Source organism: Pseudogemmobacter sp. TB195, from assembly GCF_058313095.1.
The window spans coordinates 63080-76494 of record NZ_JBZEGG010000022.1 but is presented as its reverse complement, the minus strand read 5'-3'; the positions used below and the strand labels follow the sequence as shown (position 1 = coordinate 76494).

General features: G+C 63.7%; 11 protein-coding genes. 8 read left to right on the top strand and 3 right to left on the bottom strand.

The window, feature by feature from the left end; all coding sequences use genetic code 11:
- The first annotated feature begins 179 nt into the window (after positions 1-179).
- The 5 genes from AC4FS3_RS20555 to AC4FS3_RS20535 all read left to right on the top strand — a co-directional run bounded on the left by AC4FS3_RS20555 (position 180) and on the right by AC4FS3_RS20535 (position 5932).
- Positions 180-2024, top strand: coding sequence for an extracellular solute-binding protein (locus AC4FS3_RS20555; RefSeq protein ID WP_491022089.1), 1845 nt, complete (start codon positions 180-182; stop codon positions 2022-2024).
- A gap of 79 nt (positions 2025-2103) precedes the next feature.
- The gene (locus AC4FS3_RS20550) at positions 2104-2220 is read left to right on the top strand and encodes an entericidin EcnA/B family protein (RefSeq protein WP_092897888.1); all 117 of its coding nucleotides are present in this window, start codon (positions 2104-2106) and stop codon (positions 2218-2220) included.
- 294 nt (positions 2221-2514) lie between these two features.
- On the top strand, positions 2515-4068 hold the full coding sequence (locus AC4FS3_RS20545) for a class I adenylate-forming enzyme family protein (protein WP_491022088.1): 1554 nt from the start codon (positions 2515-2517) through the stop codon (positions 4066-4068).
- Positions 4043-4696 (top strand): DsbA family oxidoreductase, encoded by a 654-nt coding sequence (locus AC4FS3_RS20540; protein WP_283178058.1) that lies wholly within the window; start codon positions 4043-4045, stop codon positions 4694-4696. Before AC4FS3_RS20545 ends, AC4FS3_RS20540 begins: the two co-directional genes overlap by 26 nt.
- A 3-nt stretch (positions 4697-4699) precedes the next feature.
- Positions 4700-5932 carry a multidrug effflux MFS transporter gene (locus tag AC4FS3_RS20535; protein ID WP_491022087.1) on the top strand — a complete coding sequence of 411 codons (1233 nt, stop codon included), beginning with the start codon at positions 4700-4702 and terminating at the stop codon, positions 5930-5932.
- Positions 5933-6011: 79 nt separating this feature from the next.
- Here AC4FS3_RS20535 and mfd read toward each other — a convergent pair whose 3' ends face one another.
- On the bottom strand, positions 6012-9473 hold the full coding sequence (gene mfd / locus AC4FS3_RS20530) for a transcription-repair coupling factor (protein WP_491022086.1): 3462 nt from the start codon (positions 9471-9473) through the stop codon (positions 6012-6014).
- A gap of 26 nt (positions 9474-9499) precedes the next feature.
- A complete protein-coding gene (locus AC4FS3_RS20525; RefSeq protein ID WP_491022085.1) occupies positions 9500-10024 on the bottom strand; it encodes a component of SufBCD complex in 525 nt (174 codons plus the stop codon).
- A gap of 174 nt (positions 10025-10198) precedes the next feature.
- On the opposite strand from AC4FS3_RS20525, the gene hemB reads away from it, so the two are divergent.
- The 3 genes from hemB (at position 10199) to AC4FS3_RS20510 (ending at position 12487) form a co-directional block, all read left to right on the top strand.
- The gene (gene hemB / locus AC4FS3_RS20520; RefSeq protein ID WP_491022084.1) at positions 10199-11197 is read left to right on the top strand and encodes a porphobilinogen synthase; all 999 of its coding nucleotides are present in this window, start codon (positions 10199-10201) and stop codon (positions 11195-11197) included.
- Positions 11198-11353: 156 nt separating this feature from the next.
- A complete protein-coding gene (locus AC4FS3_RS20515; RefSeq protein ID WP_283178063.1) occupies positions 11354-11911 on the top strand; it encodes a lipid-binding SYLF domain-containing protein in 558 nt (185 codons plus the stop codon).
- A 6-nt stretch (positions 11912-11917) separates the two neighbouring features.
- Positions 11918-12487: a DedA family protein gene (locus AC4FS3_RS20510; protein WP_491022083.1), complete on the top strand. Its 570-nt coding sequence runs from the start codon at positions 11918-11920 to the stop codon at positions 12485-12487.
- On the opposite strand, the gene AC4FS3_RS20505 is transcribed toward AC4FS3_RS20510, so the two are convergent.
- Positions 12488-13354 (bottom strand): NAD(P)-dependent oxidoreductase, encoded by an 867-nt coding sequence (locus AC4FS3_RS20505; RefSeq protein ID WP_491022082.1) that lies wholly within the window; start codon positions 13352-13354, stop codon positions 12488-12490. It lies immediately after the preceding gene.
- Positions 13355-13415: the final 61 nt, after the last annotated feature.

Sequence of the window (13415 nt, the reverse complement as noted above, 5' to 3'; positions counted from 1 at the left end):
CCGGCGCTAGGCCGGCGTTAAGTCGTTGAGGCAGGTTTCATACAGGCAAGAAACCTATCGAGCAGTGAGTCTTATATAGTCCTCTCTGCGCCGATGGCCAAGCTAAAAGTTTGAAAACCCTGGCCCCTCGGCTTAGGGTCACGCCAATACACCATGACGGCCCAGGGATTGTTTCCACTATGTCGACCGAATCTCCCCTGCGACCGATGCGCCGCAACCCGGCTCTTATGGGGGCTCTTGCAGGCCTGGTTCTGGCGGCTTTGCTGCCGCACCCTGCAGTTGCAGAACCAAAGCATGGCATAGCTATGTATGGAGAGCCCGGGCTCCCCCCGGATTTTGTGTCACTCCCCCAGGTCAACGCCGATGCGCCCAAGGGCGGCGCGATCACCATTGCGCTTCCTGGCACCTTTGACAGCCTCAATCCTTTCATCACTTCGGGCCAGCCGGTGGTCAGCGTCTCTCCCCTGGTGACCGAGACGCTGCTGGGTCGAAATTACGACGAACCCTTCTCGCTTTACGGGCTGCTGGCCGAATCGGTTGAGACGGATGCGGCACGGACATACGCAGAATTTACCCTTCGTGAGGCGGCCCGATTCTCTGACGGATCGCCGGTGACCCCTGAAGATGTGCTCTGGTCTTTCGAGACGCTCGGGACCGATGGCGCGCCGCGCTATCACACCGCCTGGAAAAAGATCGCCAAAGCCGAACAGACCGGCCCGCGCAAGGTGCGATTCACCTTCACCACCGAAGACCGTGAATTGCCGCTGATCCTCGGCCTGCGCCCGATCCTGAAAAAGGCCAGCTGGGACGGGCGCGATTTTACCGCGACCAGCTTTGATCCCCCGCTTGGCTCCGGCCCCTATCTTGTCGAAAAAGTCGAACGCGGCACCAGCGTCATCTATCGCCGCAATCCCGACTGGTGGGGCAAGGATCTGCCCTTCAACCGGGGTCAGTGGAACTTTGATGAGATCCGCTATGAGTATTTCGCCAATCCCCAGGCGATTTTCGAGGCGTTCAAATCCGGCTTCATCACCAGTTTCCGCGAGACCAACCCGTCGAAATGGGCGACCGCCTATGACTTTCCGGCGCGGCTTGCGGGCGATGTGGTGAAATCGGAAATCCCGCATCACCGGCCCTCGGGAATCGAAGGCTTCGTGTTCAATACCCGCAACCCGCTGTTTCAGGACTGGCGGGTGCGCGAGGCGCTGATCCAGGCCTTCCATTTCGAATTCGTCAATCAGGTGATCAATGGCGGTGTGCAGCCCCGGATCGAAAGCTATTTCTCGAACTCGCCGCTTGGCATGATCCCCGGCACACCGGCCGTGGGGCTGGAACGCGCGTTGCTGGAGCCTTTTGCCGACAGCCTCATCCCCGGCACGCTGGAAGGGTATCGGCTGCCCTTTGCCAGTGATGAGCGCGATTACCGCCGCAAACTCAGGGGTTCGGCGCGGCTCATGGAAGAGGCCGGCTGGCTGGTCGATGACCGGGGCGTGCTGCGCGATGCCGACGGCACACCGTTCCGCTTCGAGATCCTTCTGAGCGTCGGCCAGGACGAGCTGATCGCGGTCGCCTCGATCTGGGTCGAGGCGCTGAAACAGCTGGGCGTCGAGGCGCGGGTCTCGATCATCGACGCGGCCCAGATGCGCGAACGCACCAAGGATTACAATTTCGAAGTCACCCATTACATCCGCTCGCTCTCGCTCTCGCCCGGGAATGAGCTGGTGCTTTATTGGGGTTCGGGGGGCGTCACGAGCCCGGGCAGCGGCAACTGGATGGGGATGAACTCGCCCGCCGCCGATGCAATGATCGCGGCCCTGTTGCGCGCCGACAATCCGGAGGCCTTTCAGGCCGCCGTCCGGGCGCTGGACAGGATCCTGACCGCCGGGCGCTATGTCATGCCGATCTGGTATTCCGACCGCGCCCGCATCGCGCATCGCAAAGAGCTGCGCTATCCGGCAAAAATCCCACTCTATGGCGACTGGAACGGGTTCCAGCCGGATACATGGTGGTATCAGGCCGATTGAGTGGCTATATTCTCGCGCATAAAATCGGGTTCGGGACCGCGCAGATGGTCCGGCCTTTGGGCAGAAAGGCAGTAAGATCATGAAAAAGCTTCTTCTTCTTGGTGCGCTTGTCGCAGGGCTTGCAGGCTGCAACACGGTTGCGGGCGTGGGCGACGATGTCTCTGGCGGCGCGCGCACCGTGCAGGGCTGGTTCTGAGGCGCTTTCGGTCAAGGCCTTCCGGCTCTGACCTGAGCGCATCTGCGACGACCGCGCCCTTTGGGAGAGCAGTTTCCTGACTTTCCCGAAGCCACGGTGACCATCCCCTTCATGCGCTGTCAGACTGCGTACCGGCCACAGGGCTGTGGCATGACGTCGGGGCTGAATTCCTTGCGGGGACGCTAAGTCCCCATGCCTGTGACAACCCGCTCCCTGGCTTGTGCCGGGCCGGGCTGCGGATTATGCCGGACGCAGCCGCCCTGCCCCTGCATCCCGCGCCCGGAGGCCGTCGCAATGATGGACTTTACCGACCCCAGCCGTTTCAACCTCGCCGGACATGTGCTGCGCGCCGGGGCGGCAACGCCCGACAAAGTTGCACTGGCGGTTCTGAGCCTGACGGGTGCGACTCGCTGGAGCTATGCGCGGCTGATCGCCTCGGTCCGGGGGCTTGCGGGCTGGCTGCTGGATGAAGGGCTGCGGCCCGGCGACCGGCTGCTCCTGCGGCTGGGGAATACGCCGGATTACCCGCTTTGCTATCTTGGTGCGATGGCGGCCGGGATCGTGCCCGTCGCGACCTCGCCCCTTCTGACCGGGCCTGAAATCACCCGCATGGCCGCGCAGGTCAGCCCGAAAGCGGTGATCGCCGGTGAAGGCATCGCCTGCCCCGAGGGGCTGCGCTGCCTGACCGTGCCGCCCGCGCCCGAGACCCTGCCCCCCGCCGACTGGCACCCCGGCCCGGCCGGGCGCGAGGCTTATATCGTTTTCACCTCCGGCACCTCAGGCACGCCGCTGGCGGTGCGCCACGCCCATCGCGCCATTCTCGGCCGCCAGCCGATGCATGACGGCTGGGAGGGACTGCGGCAAGAGGACCGGCTTTTGCATTCGGGCGCTTTCAACTGGACCTATACGATGGGAACCGGTCTGATGGACCCCTGGACGGTCGGGGCGACCGCGCTGATTGCCGCGCCCGATATCGCGCCGGAACAGCTCGCCCTGGTGCTCAGACGCCATGATGCGACGATCTTCGCCTCGGTGCCCGCGATCTTCCGCCGTCTGCTGCGGGGGCCGCTGCCCGCGCTCCCGCGCCTGCGCCACGCGCTTTGCGCCGGTGAGGCACTGCCCCCCGCTTTGCGCAGCGACTGGCAGGCGAAGACCGGAACCGACATCCATGAAGCCCTGGGGATGAGCGAGATCTCGACCTTTCTCTCGGGCAGTCCCGCCCGCCCCGCGCCCCCGGGAAGCTGCGGCTTTCCGCAACCCGGCCGCCGCATCGCAGTGCTGGATGATGCCGGCCAGCCGGTCGCCCCGGGCGAGACCGGCCATCTGGCCATCGCAACCGATGATCCGGGGCTCATGCTGTCTTATGAGGGATCCGCTGCCCCCTCAGGGCCGTGGTTCACCACCGGCGATCTTGTCGCGACCGATGCAAGCGGCGCCTTCCATTACCAGGGCCGCGCCGACGAGATGATGAATGCAGGCGGCATCCGCGTCAGCCCGCGCGAAGTCGAAATCGCATTGGCAGGCCTCCCCGGGATCACCGAACTGGCCGTGGCTGAAATCGAGCCGCCAGGCGCCACCCCGGACAGCGGCACCCGCATCATTGCGTGTTTTTACGCAGGCGAGGCTGTGTCTGATCGCACCGCAAATGGCTTTGCAGCCGCGCGCCTCGCGCGCTATAAGTGCCCGCGCGCCTGGATACCGCTCTCAACCCTCGGGCTGACGGAATTGCCGCGTGGTCCGACCGGCAAAGTGCTCCGCCGCCGTCTCGTGGCCTTGTATATGGAGACGGGTTGTCATCCCCCCCGAGCCGGAAAGCCTCACAATGACCATCGACGCAACCCGGCCTGACGTCAGGCTGGACATCTTTATCGACCCCGTCTGCCCCTGGTGCCATATCGGGATGCAGAACCTTGAACGTGCGCTTGCCGCCGCGCCAGGGCATCCGTTTCGCCTGCAATGGCATCCGTTCCGGCTGAACCCCGATATCCCCGCCGAGGGTGTCGACAAGCGCAGCTATCTCGCCGCCCGTTTCGGGGGCGAGGAGAAAGTCAGTGAGGTCAATGAACGTCTGCGCCAGGTGGCCCGTGACGCCGGCGGCGAAATCGACCCTGACCGTCCGTCCCGCATTCCCAATACGCTTGACGCGCATCGGCTGATCGACTGGGCCGGGATCGAAGGCGTGCAGCATGAGGTTGTCACCCTCATCCTCCAGGCCTATTGGGACGAAGGCCGTGACATCGGGGATGCCGAAGTGCTGGCCGATATCGCCGCCAGTGCCGGCATGAACCGAGAGGCGACGCTGCGGCTTTTGCAGTCGGATGCCGATAAATCAGAGCTGATTGCCCGAGAGACCGAGGCCCGCCGCAAAGGTGTGAATGCGGTGCCCACCTTCCTCGTTGCACAGCAATATGTCGTAAACGGAGCACAACCCCCTGAATTCTGGGGGAATGTGATCCAGGAAATAACAAAGACCTGAAATATGAAAACTCCGAACAGCCCGCATGCGCCGGGCCCCAATCACGCGAAACCGGCGCTGAGCCAGCCCGAATTCATCGCGCTGATTGCCATGCTTTTCGCGACCATCGCGCTTTCCATCGACGCGATGCTGCCCGCGATCACCGATATCGGCAAGCTCCTCTCCCCCGAGGCGCCCAACCGCGCCATGCTGATCATCGGCGCCTTCTTCCTCGGGATGGGGCTGGGCACCTTTGTCTCCGGCCCCCTCTCTGATGCCTGGGGCCGCAAACCGGTGATGATGATCGGCGGCGCGGTCTATTGCGCGGCCTCGCTGGTCTGCTACTTCGCAGGTTCACTCGAAATGCTGATCGTGGCCCGCGTGGTCCAGGGCATCGGCGCCGCGGGCCCGCGCACGGTGTCGCTTGCCATGGTGCGCGACATGTATAGCGGCCGCGAAATGGCCCGGATCATGTCCTTTGCGATGATGATCTTCATGGTCGCCCCCGCCATTGCCCCGCTGATGGGTCAGGCCGTGATCCATCTTGCCGACTGGCACGCGATCTTCCTCGTCTTCGTGGTGTTTTCGCTGGTCAGCCTTGTCTGGCTCGGCCTGCGGCAGCCCGAAACCCTGCCGGTGCGCGACCGCATCCCGCTGAATGTGCCCCGTCTGATCGCTTCGGCAAAGGATATGTTCTCGCATCGCGTCGTGGTGGTGACGATCCTGATCCAGACGCTGGTGATGGCGGTGCTGGTCGCGCTGCTCTCCTCGATCTCGCCGGTCTTCGAACAGCATTTCGAACGCGGCGCGGAATTTCCGCTCTGGTTCGCCCTGGCGGCCGGGTTCTCGGCGATGGGCTCGCTTGCCAATGCGCGCCTCGTGATGACCGTGGGCATGCGCCGCGTGATCACGCTGACCTTTGCGGCGGTTTTGCTGGTCTCGGTCCTCGTGCTGGCCTCGCTGCTCTGGATCGCGCTGCCGCAGGAGCTGGAATTTGCCCTGTTCATGATCTGGATCATCAGCCTCTTTTGCATGATGAGCCTGACCATGGGCAATCTCAACGCCCTTGCGATGGAACCGGTGGGCCATATCGCAGGCTTCGCCGCCTCGATCATGGCGGGGGTCTCGACCGTCCTGTCGGTGGTCATCTCGCTGCCGGTCACCCAGAGCTTTTCCGGCAGCCATCTGCCGCTGGTGGCGGGTTCGGTGGTCTTCCTCGGCCTCGCGCTGGCTCTGATGCGCCTCACCAGACGCTGATCCCTGATCGGGACCAGCTCTTTCCCCTGATAAAAACATTCCGGCCAGAGGCATCCGGTATCAGAAATAAGGCGCGCGGTTACTTATCGCGCGCCTTTTCTGCTAGATCACGGGCAATGGCGAAAGCCCCCCGGATCCGCTCGGCCTCGGTTTTCATCTCGCCCAGCAGCACGATCTTATTGCCCTGCACTTTCGCAGCCGGCCCCTGGGCTTTCAGGAACTCCACCAGCCCCGCCGGATTGGCAAATCGGTCATTCTGGAAGGTCAGCGTCGCGCCTTTTGGCCCGGCATCCAGCCGGTTTATCCCCGCCTTTTTCGCCATCGCCTTGATGCGCACGATCAGCATCAGCGTATTGACCTCTTTCGGGATCGCGCCGAACCGGTCGATCAGCTCGGCGGCAAAGCCCTCCAGCTCCACCTTGGACGAAAGCCCCGACAGCCGGCGATACAGCCCCAGCCGGATATCGAGATCGGGAATATACGTCTCCGGGATCATCACCGGCACATTGAGGTTCAGCTGCGGTGACCAGTCATCCGAGACATCCGCCAGCCCGTCGATCTCGCCCGATTTCAGCTTGGCAATCGTCTCTTCCAGCATGTGCTGATAGAGCTCATAGCCGACCTCGCGGATATGGCCAGACTGTTCCTCGCCAAGTAGATTGCCGGCCCCGCGCAGATCGAGATCGTGGCTGGCCAGATTGAACCCTGCGCCAAGGCTGTCAAAACTCGCCAGCAATTTCAGGCGTTTTTGCGCCTGCGGTGTCAGGATCATCCGGGGCCGCGTTGTGAGGTAACAATAGGCGCGGGTCTTGGACCTGCCCACCCGCCCCCGGATCTGATAGAGTTGCGACAGGCCGAACATATCGGCGCGATGCACGATCATCGTATTCGCGGTCGGGATATCCAGACCGGATTCGACGATGGTCGTCGCCACCAGCACATCGAACCGCCCGTCATAGAACTGGTTCATCCGCTCATCGAGATCGCCCGCCGCCAGCTGGCCATGCGCGATGACATAAGACACTTCCGGCACATGCGCCTTGAGGAATTCCTCGATCTCGGGAATGTCGGAAACACGCGGCACCACGAAGAAGGATTGCCCGCCGCGATAGCGTTCGCGCAGCAGTGCCTCGCGCAGCGTCACCGTGTCGAATTCAGAGACATAGGTGCGGATCGCCAGACGGTCCACCGGCGGCGTTGCGATGATCGACAGATCGCGCACCCCGGTCAGCGACAGTTGCAGCGTGCGCGGGATCGGCGTCGCCGTCAGCGTCAGCACATGCACCTCGGAGCGCATCTCTTTCAGGCGTTCCTTATGCGACACGCCGAAATGCTGCTCCTCGTCGATGATCAGAAGGCCGAGGTTCTTCAGCGACACGCCCTTGGCCAGCAGCGCGTGGGTCCCTACGACGATATCGACGCCGCCCTCGGCGAGGCCCTTCCTGGTCTCTGCCGCCTCTTTCGCGCCGACAAAGCGCGACAGGGGCCGCACATTCAGCGGAAAGCCCCGGAACCGTTCAGCAAAACTGCGGTAATGCTGGCGCGCGAGCAAAGTGGTCGGGCAGATCACGGCGACCTGCATCCCCGCCATCGCCGCCACAAAGGCCGCGCGCATCGCAACCTCGGTCTTGCCAAAGCCCACATCGCCGACGATCAGCCGGTCCATGGGCGAGCCCTTTTCCAGATCCGCCACCACATCGGCAATCGCCGAAAGCTGGTCATCGGTCTCGGGCCAGGGGAAGCGGGCGGCAAAGGCCTCCCATGCCGAATGCGGCGCCTCAAGAATCGGGGCCGAACGCAGCATCCGCTCTGCCGCGACCCGCATCAGCTTGTCGGCGATCTCACGGATGCGTTCCTTGAGTTTCGCCTTCTTCGCCTGCCATGCGCCGCCGCCAAGCCGGTCCAGAAGCCCCTCTTCATGGCCATAACGCGACAGAAGCTCGATGTTCTCGACCGGCAGGTAGAGTTTCGCCTCTTCGGCATATTCGATCATCACCATCGCATGGGGGGCCCCAAGCGCGGTGATGGTCTCGATCCCCAGATAGCGCCCGACGCCATGTTCCACATGCACGACCAGATCGCCCACGGAAAGACTGTCGACCTCGCGCAGGAAATTCTCGGCCTTGCGCTTGCGCGCCGGTTTGCCGACCAGCCGGTCGCCCAGCACATCCTGTTCCGAGATGACGGCAAGGCCTTTGGCGGTGAACCCCGCCTCCAATGCCCAGATCATCTGCGACACATGGCCGCCCACTTTTCCCTGGCCCTTTGCCGGCAGCTGATCCAGATCGCGCAGATCGCGGATCGTTTCGGTCGCGATCTTCTGATCCGACAAAAGCCCCCGCAGACGCTCCATCGCGCCTTCGGACCAGGAAGCCAGCACGACATGACGATCCGCGCGCAAAGCGCGGATGTGATCGGCCAGGGCCTCGAAGAGATTGATGCTTTCCTGCTGGCGTTCGGGGGCGAAAGACCGCCCCGCGCGCGCGCCCGCATCCAGCACGCCCGGCCCCGGGCTTTGCGCCAGAGGCGACAGCCGGATCTCGCGCCGGTCGGCCAGGGCCGCCTTCCAGCCGGCCTCGTCGAGATAGAGCCCCTGCGGCTGCACCGGCTTATAGGGGCTGTCCATCTTTGCCCGGGCCGCCATCGCGTCATTGCGGGCGTCATAAGCATCCTCGACCGCCTCCCAGCGGGCGAGCTGCATCGGGACCACCTGGTCATCCAGCATCACGGTGGCATCGGGAAGGTAGTCGAACACCGTCTCCAGCCGCTCATGGAAAAAGGGCAGCCAATGCTCCATCCCCTGATGTTTGCGCCCCGCGCTGACCGCTTCGTAAAGCGGATCATCCGAGCCTCCGGCGCCGAATTCCACCCGGTAATTCTGCCGGAACCGGCTGATCGCAGCCTCGTCAAGTATCACCTCGGACATCGGCGAGAATTCAACCGATTTCAGCTTTTCCGTGGTGCGCTGACTTGTCGCGTCAAACCGGCGGATGCCGTCAAGCTGATCACCGAAGAAATCCAGCCGCACCGGCCCGCCAACCCCGGGCGGCCAGATATCGACGATACCGCCCCTGAGCGCGTAATCCCCGGTTTCGGACACGGTCGAGACCGGCGTGAACCCCATCCGGGCCAGAAAATCCCTGAGCCGCTTTTCATCGACCCGGTCGCCAAGCCTCGCCTGGAACGAAGACGCCCGGACCACATCGCGTGCCGGAATCCGCTGCGTGGCGGCATTCAGTGTGGTGATCAGGACAAAGGCGCCCGCCATGCCATCGGCCAGCGCCGCCAGCACCGACATGCGGCGCGCGGATGTCTCGGGATTGGGCGAGACCCGGTCATAGGGCAGACAATCCCAGGCCGGGAAGCTCAGGACCGGCACGCCCGGCGCGAAAGCCGCGAGCGCCACCCGCATCGCTTCAGCCCGCTTGTCATCGCGTGCAACAAAAATCACCGGCGCCCCGCGCTCCAGCTCACGCGCAAGCAGGTGCCCGTCATAGCCCTCGGGGGCGCCTCCGAGAATGATCGGCAGACGTGTGGTCATGGCAGGTCAGATAAGCTCATCAGAAGTCAGTGGAAAACGGTATAGGACAGATTGCGCCACATGCCGAACAGCGAGGTGATGAAGATCGCGAACATCCCCAGAACCTGCACCAGGCGGCGCAGGATCATCAGGCGGCGGTTGAGCGCCTCACCGATATTCTCGCCCGCCTCGATCCTGAGCGCAGTCCAGAGCGACATCCACCCCACCGGCACCAGCCAGACCGTCAGCAAGAACAGCGCCTGGGCGAATTCAAGCCAGTACCAGAAGGCCAGCATCGCAAGCGTGGTGAAAAAGAAAGCCACGCCGAAGAACAATGGAACAGCAGCGGTACGGGTGACATTCAGCATCCGGCGGCTGTTGATCGCGACCATGGCCTCGACATCCAGCTGCGCCTGGCCGCCGCTCCGGCGCCCGCGCGTGATCAGATCATAGGGCACGCCCAGAACCCAGTGACTGGCCGAAGACCACAGCACCGCCAGGACAATCCAGTACCACAGGTTAGAGAAGGATCGCAGGTCGATCACTTCAGAGAGAATGCCGTAAAGCTCCAAGCGCGAAGAATCCTTCGTCTGTCCGATGCCGATCCCGACGGGTCTCGCTTGAAGACCCGCCCCATTCCATGGCAGGCAAGGGCACGGGCCGCAAGCCCCCAGGACAAGAGACACAAAGCAAGGCAGCCTGTCCGGCATGATCTGTGACCGTGCCGCCATCCTGCAGGATCCGATATGCACCCGATTCAGGCCGATTTCCCCGCCACCCGCCACCGCCGCACCCGCCGGACGCCAGCGCTTCGGGCGCTGACGCGTGAGAATGAGCTTTCCGTGAATGACCTGATCTGGCCGGTCTTCATCCGCGAAGGGAGTGGCGTCGAAGAGCCGATCCATTCACTGCCCGGGGTGAACCGGCTGTCTCTGGACCGGCTGCTTGTGCGCGCAGAAGAGGCCGCAAAGCTCGGGATCCCCGCGATCTGCCTCTTTCCCTATACCGATGCGGCGCTGCGCACCGAGACCTGTGAAGAGGCGTGGAACCCAGAAAACCTCACCAATCGCGCGATCCGGGCGCTGAAACGCGAGATCCCGGATCTGGCGGTGATGACCGATATCGCGCTTGATCCCTATAATGCCAACGGGCATGACGGGTTTGTCGTGAAAGGCGAGATCCTCAATGACGAGACTGTCGCGGCGCTGGTGAAAATGGCGCTGGCCCAGGCCGAGGCGGGCGCGGATATCCTGGGGCCGTCCGACATGATGGATGGCCGGATCGGCGCGATCCGCACCGGTCTCGAGGCCGCAGGCCACCGGAATGTCTCGATCATGTCCTATGCCGCGAAATATGCGAGCGGTTTTTACGGCCCCTTCCGCGATGCGGTGGGCGCATCCGGGCGGCTGGTCGGCGACAAAAAGACCTATCAGATGGACCCGGCCAATGGCGATGAGGCGATCCGTCTGGTGGCGCGCGACCTCGCCGAGGGTGCCGATATGGTGATGGTAAAGCCCGGGATGCCCTATCTCGACATCTGCCACCGGGTGAAACAGGCATTTGGGGCGCCGACCTTCGCCTATCAGGTCTCGGGGGAATATGCGATGATCCGGGCGGCGGCGCTGAATGGCTGGATCGATGGCGAAAAGGTGATGCTGGAAAGCCTTATGGCGTTCCGGCGCGCTGGCTGTGATGGCGTGCTGACCTATTTCGCCCCCGAGGCCGCCCGGCTTTTGCGCGGCTGACCGCCGGCCCGCGCAGGATCGGCGGGAAATGCCGCCGATCCTGCGGAGAATTGCGCATAACCGATGACAAACCGCAGATCCGCCGCTAGATTTAGCGGGAACGGGGCCGCAGAGCCTCTGCCGGATATGCCGGCAAAAACCATTGAGGGCAGAGCCATGGAAAAGATCACAAGACGCGCAATGCTGGCCGGAGCCGGCTCGGCCACGCTGCTGACCGCCGCCTGCGGCAATGGTGTCGGCTCGAATGGTGCGGCGCAGATCGATGCGCGGGTGGATGCGACGCAGAACTATCTCTTCGGCCGCTACCCCGGCACGCGCGAGCTGGCGTCGCGTGCCAATGGCGTGCTTTATATGCCGCTGATGACCGAAGCGGGTCTGGTCTGGGGCGGCGCGTTCGGGCGCGGCGCGCTCAGGATCCAGGGCGCCACGGTGGATTACTATTCCGCGACCAAGGCCAGTGTCGGGTTGCAGATCGGCGCGCAGCAATATGCCCATGCGCTGTTCTACATGACGCCGAACGCGCTGGAGGATTTCCGCCGCTCGACCGGCTGGGCCGCCTCGGCGGATCTGCGCTATGCCACGCCCGAGGAAGGCGCCTCGATCGGCAAGGCAACCACGGAAAGTGACCCGGTGGTCGCGCTGATCTTCGGCCAGCAGGGGCTGATTGCCGGCGCAACGCTTGCGGGCGTCAAATATACCCGCATCATTCCCTGATCTGCGATGCCCCTTGAGGGCCTCCTGTCCCGCTGGGGTCTCGTCGCGGTCTTCTGGGGCTGCTTTTTCGAAGGCGAAACCGCCGCCATTCTTGGCGGCGTCATCACCCATCACGGGCTGAGCCATTGGGAGCTGACCGCGCTGAGCGCTTTCGCCGGCGCCTTCCTTGCCGATCAGATCTGGTTCCTGCTGTCCCGGCAAATGCCGCGCGAGGGGCGCATCGGCAGCTGGCTGTGCCGGATGGCTGACAGGACAAAGGCAAGCTGGCTGCATCAATGGCTCGCGCGCCATCCGGACGGGCTGACGCTTGCCTTCCGCTTTGTGCCGGGGACGCGGATCGTCGGGCCGGTCCTGCTGGCGCAGACCGCGATGGGCTGGCGGCGCTTTACCGCATTGAATGCGCTGTCCTGCGCGGTCTGGGCGGTGCTGTTCACCGCGCTTGGCTATCATTTCGGGCGCGCGGTTACGCTGGTGATGGGGCGGCTGCACGGGCTGCATCTGGGGCTGATGCTGATGATTGTCGCCGGCATCGGCCTTGCGCTGCATCTGATCCTGCAACGCAAGGCAAGACGTTAATCAGCGCGGCAGGCGGCGGATCAGGCTTGAGGTGTCATTCCTGCCGCCGCCCATCAGCTGAACATCCTTGTAGAACTGATCGATCAGCGCGGTCACCGGCAGGCTTGCGCCGATCTCCTCGGCGGTTTCCAGGCAGATGTTCAGATCCTTGCGCATCCAGTCGACGGCAAAACCGAAATCGAACCGGTCCTCCAGCATGGTCTGATGCCGGTTTACCATCTGCCAGCTGCCCGCCGCGCCCTGCGAGATCACCTCGACCACGGCCTTGCCATCAAGCCCGGCCTTTGATCCGAAGGCCAGCGCCTCGGAAAGACCCTGCATCAGCCCGGCGATACAGATCTGGTTGACCATTTTCGCAAGCTGCCCTGCCCCCGCATCGCCGATCCTGCGGCAGATCCGGGAATAGGCATCGATCACCGGGGCCGCACGGTCGTAATCGGCCTGAGACCCGCCGCACATGACCGAAAGGACGCCATTTTCGGCCCCCGCCTGGCCCCCCGAGACCGGCGCATCAACATAGCCAAAGCCGCGCGCCGCTGCGATCACTGCCAGCTCTCGCGTCACCTTCGCAGAAACGGTGGTGTGATCGACAAAGATCGCGCCCTGCCCCATGCCGGCAAAAGCGCCCTCTTCGCCCAGACAGACCTCGCGCAGATCCTCGTCATTCCCGACACAGGCCATGACGAATTCCGCGCCTGACGCCGCCTCTTTCGCACTCAGCGCCACCCGGCCTTTGAACTTCGCTCCCCAGGTTGCGGCCTTGGCCCCGGTGCGGTTCCACACCGTCACCTCATGACCCTGCGCTGCAAGATGCCCGGCCATCGGGTACCCCATCACCCCCAGCCCGAGAAATGCCACCTTTGCCATGATCCGCTCCTGTCGCCGTGAATTGCCCTTGGTTTCGTGATGGACTAGGAACCCTTTGGAC